Raw genomic sequence first — 22,906 nt, 5'->3', positions numbered from 1 at the left:
ATGAATAGTAATCTTAAGTTTATTATATATAGTTATAAAGTAAATAGAATGATAAATATACATAAAAAAGCATCCAATTCAAATAATTTGGATGCTTTTTTATGTAATCTGCATAGGAATGAGCGGGGGATGAAGGCCCCCGCTCATTGAAATTACACTTTCTATTTATGTATTAAGCCATCGTTACTTTTTTACAAGCGTTTATTCTTACGACCTGCCTTGGTTCTATATGAGATAAGTCCTCGTTATTACCTATATCAACTACAATTGTATTCGTTAGTATATTAATAATGGAACCAACTAATTTTGTAGCATGATCGTGTCGATAAGAAAATTGAACAAAATCTCCTTTTTTAAAATTGTGCTCTTCCATAGATAGATCCCCCTAAAAATAATGTTTATAGATTATATATACACAAATTTATAAGGTTTAAACATTTGGTAGTATTTTTTACGTGTTAAGCCGAGAAAGGTGTGGAAAATTTATTTATAATAAAAATAAAAAAATATGTTTAAAACTAATTTTTATGGGTAATTAACATAGTAGTAGTTTGAGATAAGGGGGCGGAAATGATGAATTTGGGAATAAATATTTTGCAAAATGATGTAGGGTATACGGTACAACTTAATGGTGAAATTGATGCATATACGGCATCAGATTTAAAAAATAAGATGATGCCTATTGCAAGCGAAAAAGAGGTTCATATGGTAGTAGATTTTACTGAGGTAGAGTATATGGATAGTACAGGATTAGGCGTGTTTATAGCGCTATTAAAAGCAGTTAAGAAAAATGATGGAAAACTAGAGTTTATTGGTGTATCTAAAAGGTTAAAAAGATTATTTGATATTACAGGGTTAACAGAAATATTAAATTTGAATTCCGATTTTGAAAAAGTAGAAAGAAGGTGACTAGGGATGATGGAGAGATTTGAAAAGATAGAAATGAAAATTCCTGCAAAGGCAGAATATGTGGCTATTATTCGTTTAACGATGGCTGGTGTTGCGAATCGAATGGGCTTTGCTTATGACGATATAGAAGATATGAAAATTGCTATTAGTGAAGCATGTACAAACATTGTACAACATGCATACAAAGAAGACGTTGGAGAAATTGCAATTGTCTTTGGGCTATATGAAGATCGATTAGAAATTATGGTTGCGGATAATGGGGTTAGCTTTGATTTTAATAACTTAAAAAGGAAAGTTGGTCCGTATGATATTAGTAAACCAGTAGAACATTTGCCGGAAAATGGTTTAGGTTTATATTTAATTAATACGTTAATGGATGATATACAAATCATGCATGATGAGGGCATGACAGTTTTAATGACAAAATATATACAAAGAGAGCAGGTGGAGAATGATGGAAATCCAATCTCAACCTACGAATCTTACTAAAGAAGACGTTATGAAACTAATTGCAGAATTTCAACAAAACCAATGTGATGAAGCACAGGAAAGGTTAGTTGATCATTATAAAAATCTCGTATATTCCATTGCATATCGCTATTCAAAAGGCGGGCCGATGCATGAGGATATTATACAAGTAGGCATGTTAGGGCTCTTAGGCGCAATAAGAAGGTATGATTATTCGATAGGGAATGCTTTTGAGCCTTTTGCAATACCTACGATAGTAGGGGAAATAAAGAAGTATTTACGCGATAAAACTTGGGGCATTCACGTTCCAAGGCGAATTAAAGATTTAGGTGGAAAAATTAAACTTGCGATAGAGGAGCTAACAGATCATTTGCAACGTTCACCGAAAATTATAGAGATTGCGGATCATTTAGGACTATCCGAAGAGGAAGTACTAGAAATTATGGATGCGAAAAATAATTATCGAGTATCTTCCTTAGATGATGTAGTTGAAAATGCATCTGATGGAAGTTCGGTAGCGAGAATTGAATCTGTAGGTGAAGTAGAGCAAGGATATGAAGAGACGGAAAGGCGTCTCGTTTTAAAAGATATTTTTAACGTATTAAATGAAACGGAAAAGAGTGTTATTCATTATATATTTGAAGAAAATTTAAATCAAAAGGATACAGGGGAACGGTTAGGTATTTCACAAATGCACGTTTCTCGTATTAAAAGACAAGCGATAAGTAAATTGAAGCAAGCCGCATTTTTAGATACATAAAAAATTTAAAATAATGATGTTTAAAACATGAGAAAAGGGGTACGTATTAAGTATAGGAGGAGATATAAAAATGTCACACGATGTGAAAGAACTAATCGAAGGATTGAATGAAGATTTAGCAGGAGAATACTCAGCAATTATTATGTATAACCATAATGCAGCAACAGTTTCTGGTATATATAGACAAGTGTTAAAACCTTTCTTTGAATCTGAAATTAGTGATGAACAAGGACATGCCCTATATTTAGCGGAGAAAATTAAGACGTTAGGTGGTACACCTACTACGATCCCTTTACCAGTGAAACAAGTAGAAGACGTTAGAGAAATGTTAGAAGAAGCTAGAAAGTCAGAATATGAAACAATTAAGCGTTATGAAAAGAGAAAAGAACAAGCAGCGAAATTAAATATGACAGAGTTAGTTGTAAAGTTAGAAGATATGATCGCAGATGAAACAAATCATATGGAAGAATTGGATCGTCTTTTAAATGATAAAGCAATGGTGTTAAATTAAAAGTGGAAACTTATAGAGTGAAAGAACAAACTCTCATTTCTGGGGGTTTGTTCTTTTGCTATATAAAAAATATGTTTGAGTAGGAAATTTTTATTTTATAACTGAGTATGTAATACTAGAAAAATAGAAAATAATAATCGATTTACATTTTATATAAGAAAAGGGGAAATCACTTGTGTCCATTTTAATTGTAGATGATAATCCGGTTAACATCTTTGTAATTAAGAAGATTTTAAAACAAGCCGGATATCAGGATCTTGTATCGCTGAATTCTGCACAAGAGCTTTTCGAATACATCCATTTTGGAAAAGATTCTTCCAGGCATAATGAAATAGATTTAATACTATTAGATATTATGATGCCTGAAATTGATGGACTTGAAGTTTGTAGGCGATTACAAAAAGAGGAGAAGTTTAAAGATATTCCTATTATTTTTGTAACAGCTTTAGAAGATGCGAATAAATTAGCTGAAGCTCTTGATATGGGGGCAATGGATTATATTACGAAACCTATAAATAAAGTTGAATTGTTAGCGCGTATGCGTGTAGCATTACGCTTGAAATCGGAATTAAATTGGCATAAAGAACAGGAAGAAAATCTTCGGAATGAACTAGATTTAGCTACGCAAGTACAAAGAAACTTATTAAGTAGTCCATTAAGGGAAGAGCATATAAAAATTGAAGCAAGTTACTTACCTTCATTTAAACTAGCTGGAGATATGTATTACTGGTATAAAATCGATGAAAACCGCTACGGTATTATATTATTAGATGTGATGGGACATGGTGTATCCGCTTCCTTAGTTTGCATGTTCATTTCGTCTGTATTACGTGAAACGATTAAATGTTTAATCGATCCAGAACTTGTCATGAAAGACTTAAATAAATATATGACTCTTTTACATAATGAGAATGACAATATTCCATATTATTTTACAGCGATATACTTAGTAGTGGATACAGAAAAGAGAACGATTGAATATGTAAATGCAGGACATCCTTCTGGATACGTTTTAGTTGATGAAACAAATGTAGTGGAACTAAATCGCGGGAGTTGTGCGGTAGGATTTTTTGATGAAATAAAAGTTGAAAAGACAGTTATACCTTTTGAGAAGAACGCTCAAATCGTATTGTTTACAGATGGTGTACTTGAAGCAATAGCAAATGATGAATTTGAGGCTGAAGAGAAATTACGTACTTTTACAGAAAGAAAATGGGGAGAGTTAGAAGAAGAGATAGAAGGGTTTTACAAGGAAGAACAGAAGGAAGCACAATCAGATGATATGTGTCTTATCATGATACAAGCGAATGCGAAATAAAAAGCGTATGAAATCCAAATAGAGGATTTCATACGCTTTTATTGTATTTTTTGATAGATTTGTTCGTGTGGATTAAATTGCGTATAATGTGGCATGATATCCGAGAAACGAAGAGTTTCTTTATTTCCTAAACATAGGAATCCATTGTGACTTAAACTTTCATAAAATAGTTGCTGTACTTGGTTTTGAAGTTTACTTGTAAAGTAAATTAAAACGTTACGGCAAAGGATAATATGAAATTCGTTAAAAGATTGATCGGTTACTAAATTATGTTGTGCAAAAATAATGTTTTGTAACAGTGAAGGATTAAAATAAGCAAAACGACTATCCGTTGAATAATAGTTAGAAAATGCTTGTGTACCGCCAGCTTGTAAATAATTTTTCGTATAAGTTTGCATTTTATTTAATGGAAGAATACCTTGTTTTGCTTTTTCTAACACATCTGTATTCATATCTGTTGCGTAAATAATAGCTTTTTCACTTAATCCTTCTTCATGAAGTAAGATGGACATGGATAATACTTCTTCACCAGTTGCGCATCCAGCGTGCCAAATTCTAATTTCAGGATGCTTTCTTAATTCAGGAATAACATGCTCTCTTAGCGCCTTAAAAAAGATAGGGTTACGGAACATCTCAGTTACATTGATCGAGAAATCATTTAATAACTGTTCTAAAACCCCTTCCTCATGAATTACTTTTTCAATTAACTTTGAAATGGTAGGGATATTAGAAATTTGCATTCGATTACAAATCCGCCTATAAATAGATGTGCGAGCGTATTGGCGAAAATCAAATCCTGATAGTTTAAATACCGCTTCTAATAGTAAGTCAATTTCTAAGTTCGTACGCTTATCCGTATCTACTGATGGATCAAAATTATAATACTTATTTTCCACTGAAACGAAACCTCACTTATTTTATTAACCATACACTCATTACCGAATAGAGTTGATGTAAATTTAATGGTTTACTTATATAATCTGAAGCGCCAGCAGATAAACATTTTTCCTTATCATTTGGCATTGCTTTAGCAGTTAATGCGATAATAGGTATTTCATGTAACCCTAAGTTCATTCGGATATGTTCCATCGTTTCATAACCGTCCATATTTGGCATCATAATATCCATTAAAATAAGGTCGATATTTGTATTGTTTTTTAGTATTTCTAAACACTCTAGGCCGTTTTGTGCAGTAATGATATTGGCATGTTGTTTTTTTAATGCATTTTGTAATGCAAATATATTTCGATGATCATCATCGACAATTAAAATAGTTTTCTCTTGGAAGACGTTATTTGTTTCTGGAATCACGATAGTTTCCTCAACAACTTCAGCAGGAATAACTTCATCTACCGTTGCTGCGACTTCTAAATTGGATACTTGTATATCAGTTAATCCGTTTGGAAGGTTAGGAATATATACAGTGAAAGTACTACCTTCACCTACATGACTTTCTAACGTAATCCAACCACCTAATAGTCTAGCAAACTCTTTACAAATAGATAAACCTAATCCTGTACCACCATACTTTCGAATTGTTGCACCATCTGCCTGTTGAAAGGCTTCGAAAATAAGTTGATGCTGTTCTTTAGCGATACCAATACCAGTATCTTTTACTGAAATTGTTATCCAGTCTTTACTTATAGACTGCATATCATGACTCAAGTTGCTTGTTTCTATTGAATCGAAATATAAAGAGACGGATCCTTTTTCCGTGAATTTAAATGCATTGGATAATAAGTTTTTAATAATTTGTTCAATCCGTTTTGCATCTGTATAAAACAGATCAGGAATCGTGTCACTGTCTTCAACAGTAAATTCAACATTTTTTTGTGCAGCGATATGTAAGAAGTTTTGCTGCATACTTGTTGCCATATCACTTATGTTCGTTGCTTCAAAAATGACATCTAGTTTTCCGGCTTCTACTTTAGATAAATCTAGTATGTCATTAATTAAAGTAAGTAAATCCTTCCCTGATGAATGAATGACGGTTGCCAATTCAATTTCATCATCGGATAAATGATTATCATGATTTTCTTTTAACATTTCAGATAATAGTAAAATACTATTTAACGGTGTGCGTAATTCATGTGACATATTTGCTAGGAATTCTGATTTGTATTTTGAGCTACGTAACAACTCGCTTGCTTTTTCTTCTAATTCTAATTTAGTCACTTGTAAGTCAGCTGTCTTTTGCTCGGCCTCTTCCGTTCTAGACTCTAACTGTTCGTTCGTTGTTCTTAATTCCTCGGCTTGCATTTGTAGTTCTTCCGCTTGCGTTTGCAATTCTTCAGATTGAACTTGTAACTCTTCTGTCATTGCTTGTGATTCATGTAAAAGAGTTTGAATTCGCATACGTCCCATAATGCTGTGGATTGTTAAACCTAGATTATCAACAGTTTGGTGAATTAAATCTTGATGTAAATCTGAAATGTCAGTTACACTCACTAACTCCATTACTGCAATCACTTCATCCTCAAATAAGACAGGGATGACTAGTAAATTTTTAGGGCGTATTTCTAATAATCCAGTAGTAACGTAACGAAACTCTTCAGGTATGTCCCTAAGAATAAAACTTTTCTTTTCTAAAGCAGACTGTCCAATGAAGCCTTCACCCATTTTAATAGATTGTTTTCCAATATCAACACCTTGATCGGCGAAAGAAGCTTTTTTCACAAAGTAGACAGTTTCTTCAACTTCTTCACGTACATAAAACGCACCGCAAGAAGTTTGCGTTTTTTGTATAATTCCACTCAAAATTTTGTTACCTAACATCTCAATAGAAGATACACCTTGATACATTAAAATTAATTCTGCAATCTCCGTTTGTAACCACTCTCTTTTCGATATTTCGTCTAGCAGATGGTTCGTTGTATGAGCAAGATCTTTTATTTCATCATGTGTATTTACATGAATTCTTTCCGTAATTTTTTCTTTAGAAGAAATGGATTTAATAGCTTGAATTACATTTTTAATCGTTTTTGTAATGGAATTGGAAATATAAAGTGAAACGATAATAGAAACACAAGATAGTAAAAACAATAAACTGTATAACCAAAGCTCTAATTTATTATTTTTAGTATCTAATTGTGCAGCTCTTTTTTTCGTTAATTGTTCCTCAGTGCTCCGGAAGTCAGTTAGTTGTGATTGTAATGATTGGATTTCGGTAGTGTCGATTTCTTGTATTTTATTACTATTATGATTTGCAATTAACGGGTGAATCTCTTTATTCATCCAATTAGTAATGTTTCCATTAATCTCTTTTAATTTTTCTTGCTGAGATGGATTATCTTCTAATAAAGAAAAAAGATTATGGTAATGTTTTTCATAATCTCTTTCGGCAGAGTTAAGAGATTGCAAATAGTTCGCGTTATTAGAAGTAATAAAGCCTTTCGCTTTATTTTCTATTGTTAGCAAGTCTTTCTCCACTTGATTCGTTAAATTGAGAACTTTAAAATCGTGATCAATAATAAAATTACGAGATTTTTGTAAATTGGAAATCTGATTGTTTAACATAATAAAAGAAATAAGTAAAAACAAAATGATAACTAAATAACCAGCCATAATTTTGTAGCGAATACTAAATTTTGCTTTCGATTTCATTAAAAATTCCTACCTTCAAGGTTATTAAAAGTTTTCTATTTTAAAGAATGAAAAACGTAATATATATTATATCAGTTTTCATAGGGCTAAACTAGAAATCCCCCTATTGTATTAGGGGGTCTCGTTTTGAATAGAGGAAATCATTTTGAAGTATAAAACTATGTATGAAAAATAACAATCGAGGGAATAGGGGATAATAAAACCTTTAAGAAGGAAAGAGTGTTCTTAAAGCTCTTTTTGCATCTATTCCTTCAAATATAAATAATACAAGCTCTCTCTTTTTTATAGTAAGGAAAAATGATACTAATGTGCTTAAGTTTTTAATAGAAGTAAGTGTTCCTCGTTTACTTATAAATACATTCGTTTGAAATGTTGTCATTAAAGCATAAAAATGATGAATCTGCGTTATTGTAGGTGTTTCATTATAAAGAATAGTAGTAGAGTGAATGGCGTTCATCGTAATTTTCCTTTCCATATAATAAGCATAACAATATAAACGTACCCGTTTTAAAAAATGTTAAACATATAAATAAGAAAAAATATAATTATAGTTTTTTACGTTTAGAAAGGGGGAAGAAGGGTATACATATACCATAAAGAGATTGACCGAAGATGGATTGTAAAGTTTTAGTCTATAAAAATATACTTTTACTTTAAATAAAAAGGAGACTGTTACATATGGATAAAATGATAACGGATATTACATTTGATTTCATTTACTTGTTAAGTAGTTCTCTTGTAGTCCTTTTATTATTAGCATTTTTCGTAAATGGTTATGTGAATAAAAAAATTAGTGTATATAAAAACGAAGAGTAATAAAGATACGTTATATAAAATTTTAGGAGGTTAATAGTTATGAATATGGATAGAAAAATAGTAGGTGTTTTTCCAACAATTGATGATGCGGCACTCGTTATTAATGAATTAAAGGAAAAAGGATACTCGGCAGATAACATTTCAGCTATTGCGAAAGATCAAAAGGAAATTGAACATCTGGAAGAAAAATCAGGTGAGAAAGTGAATCATGAAACTGCACATAAAGGAGATATCTTTTCAGCGACAGGACTTGTAGCAGGAGGAGTAGCAGGTGGACTCGGAGGTTTATTAACAGGCCTTGGTGTACTTGCTGTATCTGGACTGGGCCCAATTGTAGCAGCGGGACCGATCGCAGCAGCTATTGGGGGAGCCGGTATTGGCGGAGGAGCTGGCAGTTTAATAGGAGCATTTATAGGATTAGGCATTCCAGAAGAACACGCTAAGAAATATGAAGAATACATTTACGATGGAAATATATTAATTTTAGTAGATGCAAAATTAGATGATAAGTTAGAAATCTATAAAATATTTGATAAGCATAATGCTTATAACTCTGATTTCTTTAAATAAAATGTAAACAAAGTAAATATCGTTTTTGATCTTACAACTTTGGCGCGACCGAGGAGTCGTATGACTATAAGAGAGGAAGGGCTTATGGTAAAAGATCAAGTTTAAGAGAGAAGGGGTGTCTTGTCGTGATTGTAAAAATATTAAAGGATAGTAATAATAGTTTCCTTTGTACAGTGCAAAATAAAAACGGGGATCAGTATGTGAAGAAATGGTTTCGTAAACATGAAAACAATGAAGAATTAGGACGACCAACTTTTAAAGAAGTAGAACGCGACTGGAAAGAAAATAGGGAATCGTTTATGTATCCTAATGTTAAAGCACTTTATTAAACAAAATAGTCGCTGTATTCTTACAAAACTGTCACATTCCTGTAAGGTAATTCAATAGATTCGTTGCTTGTTCCATGTCATAATAAAGACATAAGAAAGCTTATTCAAACTACAACTTATTAGGAGAGTGTCAGTCATGATTGTAACAACAACGTCTGGAATTCAAGGTAAAGAAATTATTGAGTATATCGATATTGTAAATGGTGAAGCTATTATGGGTGCAAACATTGTCCGCGATTTATTCGCTTCTGTTCGTGATGTTGTCGGTGGTCGTGCTGGTTCTTACGAAAGTAAGCTAAAAGAAGCTCGTGATATCGCAATGGATGAAATGAAAGAACTTGCAAAACAAAAAGGTGCGAACGCTATCGTTGGCGTTGACGTAGATTACGAGGTTGTTCGTGATGGAATGTTAATGGTTGCTGTAAGTGGTACAGCTGTACGTATATAAGTAAATAAAAAAACAGGCTCACCCCTTGAAGATTATGCTTTGAGGGGGTTTTTTTGTTCATAACTAAAGGTAAGAGGGAGAAGAGCTGATATACTAGCCTGCTTATTTCAAATGTAGTATATTATTCTCGAAGATAAAAGTAATAATATGGAAAAATGTTAACTTTATGACAAATAATAAAATTATTATTTGAGGTAAGAAGAGAAATAATAGTATGAATAGCTTTAGAGAGTGTATAGTTGATAGAAATAAACGATTGAGCATGTAAAGAGTTATATTACATAAAATTTATTATGGATGGAGGCGATTATATTATGTTTTGGTTAGGATGTTTTTTAGGATACATTGTAGGCTCAGTTATTACATGCGCTCTATTTTACTATGGGTATAGATCTAATGAAAACAAAAAAGCGAATATACAAAAGAGGGAGGAGAGGAAAATCAATCAAAAAGGTGTATAGGATGTGGAAGGTACGGTGATAACGTTGATGCAAAAATAAAGGACAGTACATATTTTATATGACTATTATGTACTGTCCGGCTTATTCTTTTTGGATTAGGAAAAATTGTTGCCTGTCTTACTATAAATTTCATAGGCGAAATAACCAAATAAATAGCCTATTCCAGATCCTAAACTAACTGAAAGCAGGGAGAAGTCCGGGAAAAACATACCGAAAATCAAACCGATTATAGAGCCAACAAGCATTCCTATAGGTATGAGACTATCTAATAAGTTTTGAGCTTCTTTTGATTTTTTCTTACCTAATTTTCCGTTCTTATATTTATGTTCCAATCTTTTTATTACAAATACTACAATTCCCCCGACTAGTATAACAGGCCAAATTGCCGAAATTAACCACATGTGAAAATCTCCTTTCACCTTTTAATAGAATTATACCAGATACTTACAAATGTTCGCTCTTAAAGGTATTATCTAGTCTATTTAAAAGGCCAATCAAAAAGCCCACTTCAATTGTAGTTAATAACTAGTCAAAAATACTTTCCCTTTCGTTTTCTCAGCAGACTGCACAACATCAACCGCCGTTTTCACATCCGCTAAGTCATATGTAGAATGTACTTTCATAAAACGTAATTGCTTATTTTCTACTAAGTGAATTAAATGACGAAACGTCTCTTGCCATTTATATGGCGTTACTTCTTTATTCCAATGTCGTAAATGAAATATGTTCGCGTGCACTTTTGCTTTCGTGACAATCTCTGCCCAGTTAACTTGTACACCTGATAGAAGACCGATCGTTAAAAAGTACCCGTTTGGACGTAAGGAGAAAGCCAATTCATTTCCATCTGATCCCCCGATAGAATCAATTGCAGCATCCGCGCCGAGCCCGTTCGTTAATTCCATAACGGTTTCATAAAGCGGGGTAGTGGAAGTATCGATTACATATGCAGCACCAAGGCGTAGTAACTCCTCTGTATGCTTATTATTTCTTGTCACGGCAATGAGTCGGAAGTTTAAAATGTTTGATAACTGCGCAAAAAGATGACCAATGGCGGATCCGCAAGCATTCACTAATAAAACGTCATTACGTTGTAAGTTTAACGTTTCTGTACAAGTAACCCACGCTGTAAGAGGATTAATATACATTTGTGCCGCTGTAAAATCATCGATAGAATCCGGAATAGGAACTACAAAATCAGCTGACGTCTTCACATACTCTTGCCAAGTACCTTCTCCACGTAACGGTAAAACACGTTTACCGATAAGCTCTCTCGTAACGCCCGCGCCAACATCTTCTACAATACCAACACCTTCGTAACCAGGTATGTTAGGTAAAGGAATTCTATGAGCGTACGCTCCCGTTATTGGAATTAAGTCAGATGGATTAATCGGTCTAACTAGCATACGAACTAAAACTTCATTCTCTTTTAATGGTTCTATATTTTTATATTCAACTTGTAGTACATCTTTTGGATTGCCGAACTTGTGAAATTGAATGTGTTTTCCGTGCAAGATAAATGATCCCCCTTAGTTTGATTGGGTTTATTATAGCATTTTTAGTTTGAAGGGCTATTTTGTTGAAAATGAATAAAAGGGAACAAAAGGCTATTATTCTTCTCGTTCTAGTTTGTAAGGTTTAGCCTAGTATTGCATAATTTGCAGTGTAGGCCTTATGTTAATAATCAGTATGAGTATGTATTTTATATTTAATTGGAAGTTAATTGTAGTAATTGTCTTAATTTATTTAAAGTTTCTGGGTCTTTAGGTCGATACATAGTTAGTTTTAAGTCTGGAGCGTCATACACCCGGAATGTAATATGTTCGAATAATAGTGTGCCTACTATTGGATGATGGATTTCCTTTTTTCCACTCGGTGTACCGAGAACATCGTGAGCGAGCCACCATTCTTGGAACTCTGCGCTAATAGCCATTAATTCTTCCACTACTTCTTTGAGCCATTCTTCACCAACAAAACGACTACATGTAGCTCTAAATTGTGCTAAAAGTCTCCTTGCATGGGCCTCCCAATCATTTGCTAATAAGGTTCGATATTCTTGGGAGGCAAAACATCTCCAAACTGCATTTCTTTCTTTGAAACTCATAGTTTCAAAATCTCCAAATACTGCACTTGCAACACGGTTCCAGGTTACAACATCCCAAAGTTGATCTGTTACATATATCGGGTAAAACTTTAAATCATCTATAAAATTTTGTAGTACAGGGCTTACTTCGTCATCAGTTTTTAAAGGCTTTTCAGGAGGTAACTGTTGATGAGCTAATAAAAACATATGCTCACGTTCTTCTTTATCTAAGCGTAAGGCATCAGCTAAACTTTCTAAAGCCTGTATTGAGACTTGGATATCTCGGCCTTGTTCAATCCACGTGTACCAAGTTACCCCAATATTAGCTAGTTGTGCTACTTCTTCACGACGTAATCCTTTGGCTTTTCTGCGTGAACTAATTGGTAATCCAAAATCTTGTGGAGAAAGTCGGTTGCGTCTAGACTTCAAAAAATTTCCGAGTTCTTTTTTTCTTTCCTGTTCACTGTTCATAAAAAGCCCCTTTCTTTAAGGTAGTACTGTTAATACTAGTATAACTGGATATCTATTTACATTAAAATATTTGTTTTATATTAAAGTTGTAGTTTTGATAAAGGGGGTGAATAAAGTGAATAAAGCCAATACTTCTGTACAAGAAAACCCAAGAGTTACAAAGGGAGTAATCTTTTTCATGGCAGTTGCTTGTGGATTTACAGTGGCGAATGTGTATTTAAATCAGGTTTTGCTTGTAAGCATGGGGAAGACATTTAATGTAGCAGCAGCATCTATTGGTATTGTAGCCACTTTAACACAAGTAGGATATGCTTTAGGGAATCTTTTAGTAGTACCACTGGGGGACATATTTGAGAGAAGAAAATTAATTTTAACGTTGCTATGTGCAGTAAGTCTTTCACTAGCAGCAGCCGCTATTTCACCAAATGTGACTTGGCTTGTGGTGACCAACTTTTTGATAGGGATTTGTACGGTTATTCCTCAGATAATTGTACCCCTTGTAGCTAGTTTGGTTGATGAAAAGGTGCGCGGAAAGGTCCTAGGAAATGTAGCCATAGGCTTGGTATGTGGGATTTTAGGAGCACGTTTTGTTAGTGGCTTGATTGACGTGCATTTTGGTTGGAGAGCAATGTATTGGGTCTCCTTTGCAAGTATGCTGGTAATCATTGTACTCACAAGACTTTTACTACCCAAAAGTCAAGGGATTGCTTCTATGAAGTATAGTGAGTTATTGACTTCATTAGGCCCCATGTTTATACAAGAAAAAGTACTGCGTCAAGCTTGTATAAGCCAAGGAATGATATTTGGTGCATTTAGCGTGTTCTGGACAACTCTTGGCTTCCTTCTACAATCACCTTTTTATTCATATGGAAGTGATGTTGTAGGATTAGTTGGGTTAGTTGGAATAGGAGGTGCATTTGCTACTCCTATAATTGGGCGGGTAATTGATAAAAAGGGTCCAATTTATGCGAATACTCTTTGTATGACAATTACATTCATAGCATTTATTATTTCTATTACGTTAGGTTACTGGTTAACTGCTTTAATTTTATCTGCATTATTAGTAACTGTAGGTACACAAGCAAATCAAGTTGCATGTCAAGCCAGAATATTTCAGCTCTCCCCAGATAAACGTAGTAGATTAAATGGACTGTATATGGTAGCCACTTTTTTAGGTGGGGCACTTGGATCGTATATAGGGGTATTAGCTTGGAGCAATTGGGGTTGGCTAGGAGTTTGCATAACAGGTATGGTGATGGTGAGTTTAGGATTTACGAGTCTTTTAAACATGAAAAATGAGGTTAAGAGCTTAAAAATGGTTGAAAATATGAAAAGGGGCGATGCATAATGGTAAGGAATGAAGAGAATTATCAAAAAGGTCTAGATATTCTGAAAAAAATAGACGAGGAGAATTATCAAGCGATTCTCGATAGTTTTAAAGATTCTATTGCACCAGATTTAGGCACATTAGCTGTTGAATTTAATTACGGACAAATTTTTTCAAGACCAGGATTAGATTTAAAGTCTCGTCTATTAGCTACAGTAGCTGGGTTAACGGTATTAGGAAATACGCAACAACTTAAGTTTTATATTAATGGAGCTTTAAATGTAGGGTGGACAGAAGAAGAAATTGTAGAAGTAATGATGCAAATGTTGATTTATGGTGGTTTTCCAATAGCTTTAAATACGATTTTGACAGTTGCTACGGAAGTATTTGAAGAAAGAAAAATGGCAACAAAGTAAAAAAACGTAAGGGATGGAGAATAATATGATTATTGATAGCCATGCACATAGCAGGTTTAATGGAAAATAAAAATGTCTTTGTGAATGAAAGACATAATTTTACACTAGTTGATGTTGCAGATGAACCCTTACAAGGAGGTGGCTTTGAAATTAATGACACTGATTTACGAGCAGCTAGATTTGCTACGGATACATAAGTGGATTGGTGAGCATACGGAATTAATTCTCACGGATAAACCTTATGTTAAAGAGATGGATAAAGATACTACCATGGAAGGGTTTCCTAATACTCTGACAAGAAGCCACTTGAAAAGTGGCTTCTTCTATTTTTTATTAAGCCGAAGCTCTCTTCATTCTCTCAAGTAAACTAGATAACACATGCGTACGATACGATTCTAGTTTTTTACCTTCATAAGTACGGATACCTAATTTTTTAAGTTCTTTTACATACCAACCTTTGCTTCCGAAATACATGTGATCGCTCCCCTTCAACTTTGTTTTTATTTGTTCTGATTGCATATGGAGGTACAGGTAATATAATGAAGGAAATGAATTTCGCGCGAAAATGGTTAACTTTGTTGCAAAAGACATATATACTAAAGATAGTATATAACGAGGTGGACAAGACGTGATTATAGAGAAGCACGAAATTCAAATTGACCAAATTACGAGCGGTAAAGTGAATATCTTTACTTTCTATAGAAATAGAAAGCAAATTGATGATCAGTTTTTACGATTGCAAGAACCATCGCTTACAGCAAACTACTTCTTCCATTTTCATTTTGATGCAGAGAGCTTGCATCTACTGCAGAAAGAGTTTCAGGGCGTATATCCGTACGACGGTAGTGAAACGATTCACGACTGGACGGAAAAGATGAAAGCAGAATTGCAACATCAGATCCAAACAGGAAAATGGAATAAACGCGTACGTATCGGTAATCGCATTCTAGATGTGGTGTTTACGTGGTGTGACGAAGATATAGTAGAGTGAAAAAGAAGCGGATGACGCTTCTTTTTTTTAGCGCTGGAATAAAACGAGCTTACCTGCAGTAGATGTGCAGCGATGTGTTTTTTCATACAATCCTTTTTCTCGTAAAATAGATTCACCTTTTGCTTTCGCTTCTTTTTCAGTTGCCGCCTCGAATGATTCGTCTAATGCTTTTGAACCATCTTTTTCAAAGACTGTTAGAACGTATACTCCCATGAAAATTCCCTCCAATAATAAAAATCAGAATCTTATAACTATTTTGGCATAAATCACTAGAATATGCAAAGAAATATATGACATTGCGTGGTAAAATAGAGAGAAAGTTTTATGAGCACTAGATTTACTATTCGTAGTAAAGTACGGAAAAAGAAAGGATCGTTATTTGTGAAACAAGTGAAGTTTATACATGCGGCTGATTTGCATTTAGATAGTCCGTTTAAAGGAATGGAGATGAATGTACCGCAGTCTGTTTGGGAGAGAATGAAGCAAAGTACGTTTGAATCGTTCGAGCGTATTGTTGATAAAGCGATTCAAGAGCGCGTGGATTTCGTATTACTAGCCGGGGATTTGTATGATGCGGAGACGAGAAGTTTGAGGGCGCAAGTGTTTGTGCGCGAGCAAATGAAGAGACTTTCGCAGTACGATATCCCTGTTTTTATTATTCACGGTAACCACGATCATTTAGGGGGAAGCTGGGCAGCAATTGAGTTTCCGGAAAATGTTCATGTGTTTACGGAGCCTTACGTAGAAGAGAAATCATTTTATAAAAATGGTGAGCTATTAGCTTCTATTTACGGGTTTAGTTATTTGCAGCAAGCGGTAACGGATAATATGACAGCGCAGTATACGAAAATGAGTGATGCGCCTTTTCATATTGGCATGCTTCACGGAAGTGTGGAAGGGGATGCAGAGCATAATCGCTATGCACCGTTTCAAATTCGTGAGCTGAAAGAAAAGCAGTTTGATTATTGGGCTCTTGGCCATATACATAAACGTGAAATTTTATTAGAAGAGCCATACATCGTTTATCCAGGGAACATACAAGGTCGTCATCGTAAGGAAATAGGCGAGAAGGGTGCGTACCTGATTGAACTTACGAAACAAGGAACGCAATGTTCATTTTTCCATACGGCAGATGTTGTGTGGGATGAGATAGAAGTGAATATTGATGGACTTGAAACTGTTGATGATCTTATGACAGCAGTGTCAACAGCGATGAATGAATGTCGAAGAGAAGAGGAAGGGACGCTTTTAACTGCCGTATTTACAGGGCAGGGACCACTTTCTCCTTATTTGCGTGATGAAAAACGTGTTGAAGAAATTTTTCATATTTTAGCAGCTGGCGAAGAGCGAAAAGATTTCGTGTATGCGATGAAGTGGAAAAATGAGACGGTCTCTTTTGCGGAAATCGAACGTTTGAAAGAAGAAAATCATTTCGTCGGTAGTGTGCTAAAGGAGTTAGAAGCTTTCACAAATATGGACGGCGTATTGCGCACGATTTGGACATCTCCTATAGCGCGTAATAGTATTGAATCTTTTACAGAAGAAGAGAAGAAAGAGATTCAGAAGGAAGCGGAAAATATTATTTTAGAACAATTATTCCAGCAAGAGAGGGATAAAAAATGAGAATGGAAAAACTCCATATTTATGGGTACGGAAAATTAGAAAATGTGGAAATGGATCTGTCAATGCTGACGGTGTTATACGGTGAAAATGAAGCAGGGAAATCAACAATTCGCTCGTTTATGAAAAGTATTTTATTCGGTTTTCCGACGAGAGGACAGCGCCGTTATGAACCGAAAGAAGGCGGGAAGTATGGCGGAGCAATCACTGTGCAAACAGAGAAGTACGGTCGTTTGAAAATTGAACGATTGCCAAAGACGGCTGTTGGTGAGGTAACTGTTTATTTTGAAGACGGGAAAACGGGCGGCGAAGAAATTTTACACGATATATTAACCGGGATGAATGAAAGTTTATTTGAATCGGTCTTTTCTTTTGATATGCACGGTCTTCAAAACATTCATCAGCTAGGCGAAGCGGATATCGGCAATTATTTATTTTCGGCAAGTGCAGTCGGAAGTGATGCGTTATTGCAGCTCGATAAAAAGCTAGAAAAAGAAATGGATCAGCGCTTTAAGCCGAGCGGGCGTAAACCGGAAATTAATGTGTCACTGCAAGAGATGAAGAAACTGGAAGAGAAGATGAAAGAGTGGCAAGGAAAAATTGGCACGTATGAAAAGCAAGTGGAGCAGTTAAAAGAAAGTGAAGAGAAGCTTGCTTCTGTTCGCGCAGAAAAAGAGAGTGCAGAAAAACGAAAGCAAGATTATGAAATATTAGCAGCACTTGAACCTCTCGTTATTGAAAAGCGTGCGTATGAGAAAGTGTTAGAAAACGAGAAGGGGCAGTTTCCTGTAAACGGAATGGCGCGCTATGAAGCGATTAAGGCGAAAATGGAGCCGCTCCAATTACAAGTTGATTCGCTTCATAAAAAAATAGAGAATGTGCAGTCAGAAATAGAATCGATTCAAATAGATGAAGAATTTTTACAAAAAGAAAGTTATGTAGAAGAACTTCGAATGCAGCATATGTCTTACGAAAATGCACGCCAAGAAATGCGTGATATAACAGGAACGATTACGAATATAAAAGAAGAGCTTGCAGAACTAGAGCAACAAATCGGTGCTACTTTTGAAAAAGAAACAGTTCTTTCGTTTGATATGAGTTTGGCAACGAAAGAGTTAATTACGCAAGCAGTGCAAAAAGCGCGTGAATTAGAAACGCAAAAAGCACAGCTTGATGGTCATTTTAAAGTAGCGCAAGAGCAATTAGAAGAACAAGAAGAAAATATAAGACAGATTCAGAAGCAAATGTTAGCGGATGAAGAGCGAAGTGCGTTAGCCGAGAAAGAAAAGTCGTTCCAAGATGCGGCGTTTATCGGTATGGGCGCTGAGAGAATGAAGCGCAAGTATGAGGAAAAAGCAGGAGCGGCTATGCAAAAGAAAAAGCAGTGGCAAAGAGTTTGTCTTCTGTTACTTCTTATTAACACATGCGTGTTATTCACGAGCTTATTTATAGATAACCGCCCGCTCTTATTTATTAGTGTCATTGTTTTTGTAGGGATTGTTCTTGCTCTTGTTTTATATAAAGATCCGTCAAGTGGGTTACAAGAAGAGCTCCTTACTCTTCAGCAAAGTGCTGGCGGGAGACAAAGTGAAGAAGCGATGTCTGTTCGTTATGAGTTAGAAAAAGACGAAGAAATTCGTAAGTTATTTGAGCGTGAGTCATATAAATTGCAGCAAATGGAGCGAGCGTATGATAAAGTCGTTTCATCGTATGAGGAATGGGAGAGAGAAACGTTCCGCATGAGCGAACAAGTAAATGTATATAAGAAGCGCTATACGTTCCCTGAATTTTATACATATGCACACATATTGCCGGCGTTTGAGCGTATGGAAAAAATGCAGCAATTATATCGTGAATTAGAGAAGCAAGGCAAGCGAAAATCTTCATTATATGAAATGATTTCGCAATTTGAACATAAACTAGAAACTGTTATCGGTAGCGCGGAGTATAGTAAGCTGCACGAGGCGCAAAGTCGTATGCAAAATGAGAAAGAAAAACGCCAAACTTGTAAGCAGTTAAAAGAAAAACTGACGGAATGGCAAGAAGAATATGAGTTTATGCAAGAACAATTAAAGCAATTACTAGTAGAACGAGACAGTTTATGGCATATTGCAGAAGCTACAAATGAAGAGATGTTTTTAGCAGCAGGTAAACTAGCGGAAAAACGTGAAGATGCGGAGAAGCAAGTAGGACGTTTATTACCGCAAATTGATCTTTTAGAACAACGTTTAACGAGTTTATCATTAGCTGAACATTATGAAGCTGACGGTTATGATGAAAAATTAAAGCAAGAACTGACAGCCGCGCAAAACTGTCTGGCACAAGAAAAAGAACTGACAGAGCGTATTGCACAGCATCGTATGGAAATTGCGAATTTAGAAGAAGGTAGTACGTACGGTGATTTAATGCATGAATGGGAAATGAAAAAAGCGCAAGTGCGTGAGCAAGTGAAGAAGTGGGCTGCGTATGCGGCCGCAAAGACAGTGTTAACGAAAACGAAGCAATATTATCATGAAGTACATCTTCCTCGTATTTTACAAAAATCAGAAGAGTATTTTGTGTATTTAACGGGCGGACGATATAGTAAAATCTTTTCACCGTCAGAGGCGGAGCCGTTCATCGTTGAGCGTAACGACGGTATGCGTTTTTATAGTCATGAACTAAGCCAAGCGACAGCTGAGCAGTTGTATTTATCGCTGAGATTTGCATTAGCAAAAACATTTGAGCATGATTATCCATTTATTATTGATGACAGTTTCGTGCACTTTGATGCGGTAAGGACGAATCGGACGATTAAACTTATAAAGGAAATTGCAAAGGATAGACAAGTGATCTTCTTTACATGTCATGCGCATTTACTCGCATATTTTACAGAAAAACAGATTATAAAATTAACGCATATGCGTAAAGAAAATGAGTTGTAGTGTGCTATACTAAAAGTAATTGATTTGGTGGAGGAATTCGAATGAAAAAGAAAATTGCAGAATATGAAGTTGGTGAACAAGTCGATGTTTTCTTGTTAATTAAAACAGCGACAAAAGGTATCGCAAGCAATGGAAAGCCATTTTTAACAGTAATCTTACAAGATCCAAGTGGAGATATTGAAGCGAAGCTATGGGACGTATCACCAGAAGTTGAGAAACAATATGTAGCGGAAACAATCGTGAAAGTAGCTGGTGACATTCTAAACTACAAAGGCCGTATTCAATTACGTGTGAAACAAATTCGTGTTGCGAATGAAAATGAAGTAACAGACATCTCGGACTTCGTAGAAAAAGCACCAGTGAAAAAAGAAGATATGGTCGAGAAAATTACGCAATACATATTCGAAATGAGAAATCCAAACATTCAACGTCTCACAAGACATTTATTAAATAAGCATCAAAACGAATTTTTAGACTATCCAGCAGCTACGAAGAACCATCACGAGTTCGTATCTGGACTAGCTTATCATGTCGTATCGATGCTTGATTTAGCGAAAGCTATCTCAAATCTATATCCATCATTAGATAAAGACTTACTATATGCAGGCGTTATTTTACATGACCTTGGTAAAGTAATCGAGTTGTCTGGTCCAATTTCCACAACGTATACGTTAGAAGGAAATTTATTAGGCCACATTTCGATTATGGTGAACGAAATTGGTAAAGCAGCAGACGAGCTGCAAATTGATGCAGAAGAAGTATTAATTCTTCAACACATCGTGCTTTCTCACCACGGAAAAGCAGAATGGGGTAGCCCAAAACCACCATTAGTAAAAGAAGCAGAAATTCTGCATTACATCGACAACTTAGATGCAAAAATGAACATGATGGACCGCGCATTAGGACGCACAAAACCAGGCGAATACACAGAGCGTGTCTTTGCTCTTGATAATCGTTCGTTCTATAAGCCGACGTTTCATAATTAAAATCGCTTTTTTAAATATGGAATGCCAATATGGTTATAAAAAATGGTGTGAAATTAAGTTTTCACACCATTTTTTATTGCCCGATAAGAGAAGAAACTATAGGAAATTAATGTTGAATTAGCCGGTGTAAAGCTAATGGTTGAGAATCTGTTTACAATAAAGTAAAAATCTTTAACAAAAAATTGCATACGATGTGATGCAAAGAAGGTAAGAGCGAGTGCCCATTGATTGGAAATCTTTTGTAGTTTACTCTAAATGTATAGGTGTATTAGGAAGATTCTTTAAAGGGGGAGTGATCACTTTATGTTAGACAAATGGCTGAATAAAGTAAAAGAACCTAAATGTATACACAAATATAAATTTATTAAAACTCTGGATAGTGAAAACTTTAAAACAGGTCAGATGGGCACAGCTAATTTTTATAAGTGCGAAAAGTGTGGTAAAGAAAAGGTTGATTATAAATATAATAGTGATATAAATAGTGATTTTTGGAATATATAAAACGAAACTATAATCAGTGTGGGACATCCGGCACTGATTATAGGCTATTGTGTTTTTGAAATTGAAATGAAGTGATTTTATTATCGTAAATATGTAAATAACCGCTTTAAAAAAATATAGCAATTAACGATTCTTTATCCTAAAATGTTATTTAACAAAAAAATATCTCAAATTCGAGATTTTTCTCTTGCTTTTTAATCACTTGAGGTGTAAAGTGATAGTAACGAAAGCGATTGAGTCATATGAAAAACATACACTCAGTTGCTTTCGATAAAAAACAAAGTAAGTTATGCAGTAAAAACTAAGATGAATTTACAAAAACATAATGAAGAATAAATTGAAACGTTAAAAACCATATTAGTTGTGGGAAATGTTATTTTTTTAGTTATCACTTGACTAGTAAAACGAAACGGAGGAATAAACAATGTATGAGATTAAAGGGCATCATCACATTTCGATGGTTACGAAAAATGCAAATAAAAATAATCATTTTTATAAAAATGTACTTGGTTTACGTCGCGTGAAAATGACAGTGAACCAAGATGATCCATCAATGTATCACTTATTTTATGGAGATAAAACAGGAAGTCCAGGTACGGAATTAACGTTTTTTGAAATTCCTTTAGTAGGAAAAACATATCGCGGTACGAATGCCATTACTCGAATTGGGTTACTCGTTCCTTCAGAGGATAGCTTGCATTACTGGAAAGAACGATTTGAGACATTTGATGTGAAACATAGTGAAATAACAACATATGCAAATCGTCCTGCTTTGCAATTTGAGGATGCTGAAGGTCTTCGCTTAGTATTACTCGTTTCAAACGGAGAAAAAGTAGAGCACTGGGAAACTTGGGAGAAATCAGAAGTTCCTGCAGAGCATCAAATTCAAGGAATGGGTTCTGTGGAAATGACAGTTCGTAGACTTGATAAAATGGCGAGTACACTTACAGAGATGTTTGGTTATACAGAGGTTAGCCGCAGCGAAGAGGAAGCGATTTTTCAGTCCATTAAAGGCGAGGCTTTTGGAGAAATCGTTGTGAAATATTTAGATGGTCCTACTGAAAAACCGGGCCGCGGTAGCATTCACCATTTAGCAATTCGTGTGAAAAATGATGCAGAGCTTGCTTATTGGGAAGAACAGGTGATACAAAGAGGCTTCCAGTCTTCAGGAATCATCGACCGTTTCTATTTTAAAAGCTTATATTTCCGCGAATCAAACGGAATCCTATTTGAAATTGCGACAGATGGACCAGGATTTACAGTTGATGGAGATGTGGAACATTTAGGAGAAAAGCTTGATTTACCACCGTTCCTAGAAGATCAGCGTGCAGAGATTGAAGCGAATTTAGCACCTATTGAAGAGAAGTAATAGAAGAGAAAACATAAATTTTAAAACT

Annotated in this window: 27 protein-coding genes; 18 read left to right on the top strand and 9 right to left on the bottom strand. The window is 35.0% G+C overall.

Translation table 11 applies throughout. The features are described 5' to 3' along the window. Nucleotides 1–172 precede the first annotated feature (172 nt). The gene (locus tag BAQ46_RS00295) at nt 173–373 is read right to left on the bottom strand and encodes a hypothetical protein (RefSeq protein WP_000390993.1); all 201 of its coding nucleotides are present in this window, start codon (nt 371–373) and stop codon (nt 173–175) included. Between the two features lie 197 nt (nt 374–570). Between BAQ46_RS00295 and rsbV the strand changes: the two genes are divergently transcribed. The 5 genes from rsbV to BAQ46_RS00270 all read left to right on the top strand — a co-directional run bounded on the left by rsbV (nt 571) and on the right by BAQ46_RS00270 (nt 3,966). Further along, a complete protein-coding gene (gene rsbV, locus BAQ46_RS00290; RefSeq protein WP_001996861.1) occupies nt 571–909 on the top strand; it encodes an anti sigma b factor antagonist RsbV in 339 nt (112 codons plus the stop codon). A 6-nt stretch (nt 910–915) separates the two neighbouring features. Further along, entirely contained in the window at nt 916–1,398 is a 483-nt protein-coding gene (gene rsbW, locus BAQ46_RS00285) for an anti-sigma B factor RsbW (RefSeq protein ID WP_000970573.1), read from the top strand. Continuing rightward, the gene (sigB, locus tag BAQ46_RS00280) at nt 1,361–2,137 is read left to right on the top strand and encodes an RNA polymerase sigma factor SigB (RefSeq protein WP_002163732.1); all 777 of its coding nucleotides are present in this window, start codon (nt 1,361–1,363) and stop codon (nt 2,135–2,137) included. The genes rsbW and sigB overlap by 38 nt, the downstream gene beginning before the upstream one ends. A 70-nt stretch (nt 2,138–2,207) precedes the next feature. Next, the gene (locus tag BAQ46_RS00275) at nt 2,208–2,648 is read left to right on the top strand and encodes a ferritin-like domain-containing protein (protein ID WP_000017747.1); all 441 of its coding nucleotides are present in this window, start codon (nt 2,208–2,210) and stop codon (nt 2,646–2,648) included. A 175-nt stretch (nt 2,649–2,823) separates the two neighbouring features. Next, entirely contained in the window at nt 2,824–3,966 is a 1,143-nt protein-coding gene (locus tag BAQ46_RS00270; protein ID WP_000025556.1) for a fused response regulator/phosphatase, read from the top strand. A gap of 38 nt (nt 3,967–4,004) precedes the next feature. On the opposite strand, the gene BAQ46_RS00265 is transcribed toward BAQ46_RS00270, so the two are convergent. The 3 genes from BAQ46_RS00265 to BAQ46_RS00255 form a co-directional block, all read right to left on the bottom strand. Next, nucleotides 4,005–4,862, bottom strand: coding sequence for a CheR family methyltransferase (locus BAQ46_RS00265; RefSeq protein WP_000429051.1), 858 nt, complete (start codon nt 4,860–4,862; stop codon nt 4,005–4,007). Nucleotides 4,863–4,878: 16 nt separating this feature from the next. Further along, a complete protein-coding gene (locus BAQ46_RS00260) occupies nt 4,879–7,569 on the bottom strand; it encodes an ATP-binding protein (protein ID WP_071741435.1) in 2,691 nt (896 codons plus the stop codon). Nucleotides 7,570–7,774: 205 nt separating this feature from the next. Beyond that, nucleotides 7,775–8,026: a hypothetical protein gene (locus tag BAQ46_RS00255; RefSeq protein WP_000991341.1), complete on the bottom strand. Its 252-nt coding sequence runs from the start codon at nt 8,024–8,026 to the stop codon at nt 7,775–7,777. Nucleotides 8,027–8,247: 221 nt separating this feature from the next. Here BAQ46_RS00255 and BAQ46_RS30495 point away from each other — a divergent pair, with 221 nt between their 5' ends. The 4 genes from BAQ46_RS30495 to BAQ46_RS00235 all read left to right on the top strand — a co-directional run bounded on the left by BAQ46_RS30495 (nt 8,248) and on the right by BAQ46_RS00235 (nt 9,732). Beyond that, nucleotides 8,248–8,385: a hypothetical protein gene (locus tag BAQ46_RS30495; protein ID WP_000359816.1), complete on the top strand. Its 138-nt coding sequence runs from the start codon at nt 8,248–8,250 to the stop codon at nt 8,383–8,385. Nucleotides 8,386–8,424: 39 nt separating this feature from the next. Beyond that, complete coding sequence (locus BAQ46_RS00245; protein WP_071741434.1) at nt 8,425–8,955, top strand: general stress protein; 531 nt, start codon at nt 8,425–8,427, stop codon at nt 8,953–8,955. Between the two features lie 125 nt (nt 8,956–9,080). After that, complete coding sequence (locus tag BAQ46_RS00240) at nt 9,081–9,284, top strand: DUF4028 family protein (protein ID WP_001996867.1); 204 nt, start codon at nt 9,081–9,083, stop codon at nt 9,282–9,284. A gap of 136 nt (nt 9,285–9,420) precedes the next feature. Next, nucleotides 9,421–9,732, top strand: coding sequence for a YbjQ family protein (locus BAQ46_RS00235; RefSeq protein ID WP_000637511.1), 312 nt, complete (start codon nt 9,421–9,423; stop codon nt 9,730–9,732). 556 nt (nt 9,733–10,288) lie between these two features. On the opposite strand, the gene BAQ46_RS00230 is transcribed toward BAQ46_RS00235, so the two are convergent. The 3 genes from BAQ46_RS00230 to BAQ46_RS00220 form a co-directional block, all read right to left on the bottom strand. Then, on the bottom strand, nt 10,289–10,594 hold the full coding sequence (locus tag BAQ46_RS00230) for a hypothetical protein (RefSeq protein ID WP_071741433.1): 306 nt from the start codon (nt 10,592–10,594) through the stop codon (nt 10,289–10,291). 117 nt (nt 10,595–10,711) lie between these two features. Next, the gene (locus BAQ46_RS00225) at nt 10,712–11,704 is read right to left on the bottom strand and encodes a zinc-dependent alcohol dehydrogenase family protein (protein WP_071741432.1); all 993 of its coding nucleotides are present in this window, start codon (nt 11,702–11,704) and stop codon (nt 10,712–10,714) included. A gap of 194 nt (nt 11,705–11,898) precedes the next feature. Next, on the bottom strand, nt 11,899–12,744 hold the full coding sequence (locus tag BAQ46_RS00220; protein WP_071741431.1) for a helix-turn-helix transcriptional regulator: 846 nt from the start codon (nt 12,742–12,744) through the stop codon (nt 11,899–11,901). 178 nt (nt 12,745–12,922) lie between these two features. Between BAQ46_RS00220 and BAQ46_RS00215 the strand changes: the two genes are divergently transcribed. Genes BAQ46_RS00215 through BAQ46_RS30375 form a run of 3 tightly spaced genes read left to right on the top strand, consistent with a single transcriptional unit; the run spans nt 12,923 to nt 14,684 of the window. Further along, on the top strand, nt 12,923–14,092 hold the full coding sequence (locus BAQ46_RS00215; RefSeq protein ID WP_071741462.1) for an MFS transporter: 1,170 nt from the start codon (nt 12,923–12,925) through the stop codon (nt 14,090–14,092). Continuing rightward, complete coding sequence (locus BAQ46_RS00210; RefSeq protein WP_071741430.1) at nt 14,092–14,487, top strand: carboxymuconolactone decarboxylase family protein; 396 nt, start codon at nt 14,092–14,094, stop codon at nt 14,485–14,487. Before BAQ46_RS00215 ends, BAQ46_RS00210 begins: the two co-directional genes overlap by 1 nt. Nucleotides 14,488–14,528: 41 nt before the next feature. Then, nucleotides 14,529–14,684, top strand: a complete 156-nt coding sequence (locus tag BAQ46_RS30375) for a hypothetical protein (protein ID WP_157180316.1) — start codon at nt 14,529–14,531, stop codon at nt 14,682–14,684. A 136-nt stretch (nt 14,685–14,820) separates the two neighbouring features. Here the strand turns inward: BAQ46_RS30375 and BAQ46_RS00205 are convergent, their stop codons facing one another. Next, nucleotides 14,821–14,961: a YflJ family protein gene (locus BAQ46_RS00205; RefSeq protein WP_000273537.1), complete on the bottom strand. Its 141-nt coding sequence runs from the start codon at nt 14,959–14,961 to the stop codon at nt 14,821–14,823. A gap of 154 nt (nt 14,962–15,115) precedes the next feature. Here BAQ46_RS00205 and BAQ46_RS00200 point away from each other — a divergent pair, with 154 nt between their 5' ends. Then, nucleotides 15,116–15,478, top strand: coding sequence for a hypothetical protein (locus BAQ46_RS00200; RefSeq protein ID WP_000582794.1), 363 nt, complete (start codon nt 15,116–15,118; stop codon nt 15,476–15,478). A 27-nt stretch (nt 15,479–15,505) separates the two neighbouring features. Here BAQ46_RS00200 and BAQ46_RS00195 read toward each other — a convergent pair whose 3' ends face one another. Next, a complete protein-coding gene (locus BAQ46_RS00195) occupies nt 15,506–15,691 on the bottom strand; it encodes a YhzD family protein (RefSeq protein WP_000539554.1) in 186 nt (61 codons plus the stop codon). Nucleotides 15,692–15,859: 168 nt separating this feature from the next. On the opposite strand from BAQ46_RS00195, the gene BAQ46_RS00190 reads away from it, so the two are divergent. From BAQ46_RS00190 to BAQ46_RS00170, 5 genes are all read left to right on the top strand, one after another. Continuing rightward, a complete protein-coding gene (locus BAQ46_RS00190) occupies nt 15,860–17,101 on the top strand; it encodes a metallophosphoesterase family protein (protein WP_071741461.1) in 1,242 nt (413 codons plus the stop codon). Beyond that, the gene (locus tag BAQ46_RS00185; RefSeq protein ID WP_071741429.1) at nt 17,098–20,022 is read left to right on the top strand and encodes an ATP-binding protein; all 2,925 of its coding nucleotides are present in this window, start codon (nt 17,098–17,100) and stop codon (nt 20,020–20,022) included. Before BAQ46_RS00190 ends, BAQ46_RS00185 begins: the two co-directional genes overlap by 4 nt. A gap of 41 nt (nt 20,023–20,063) precedes the next feature. Next, on the top strand, nt 20,064–21,008 hold the full coding sequence (gene yhaM, locus BAQ46_RS00180) for a 3'-5' exoribonuclease YhaM (RefSeq protein ID WP_001970601.1): 945 nt from the start codon (nt 20,064–20,066) through the stop codon (nt 21,006–21,008). A gap of 303 nt (nt 21,009–21,311) precedes the next feature. After that, entirely contained in the window at nt 21,312–21,509 is a 198-nt protein-coding gene (locus BAQ46_RS00175) for a hypothetical protein (protein ID WP_000884893.1), read from the top strand. A 424-nt stretch (nt 21,510–21,933) separates the two neighbouring features. After that, entirely contained in the window at nt 21,934–22,878 is a 945-nt protein-coding gene (locus BAQ46_RS00170) for a ring-cleaving dioxygenase (RefSeq protein WP_000272995.1), read from the top strand. Nucleotides 22,879–22,906 lie beyond the last annotated feature (28 nt).

Source organism: Bacillus paranthracis, assembly GCF_001883995.1.
Taxonomy (GTDB): Bacteria; Bacillota; Bacilli; order Bacillales; family Bacillaceae_G; genus Bacillus_A; species Bacillus_A paranthracis.
The sequence above is the reverse complement of the archived record's forward strand: the minus strand, read 5'-3'. Positions and strand labels throughout refer to the sequence as shown.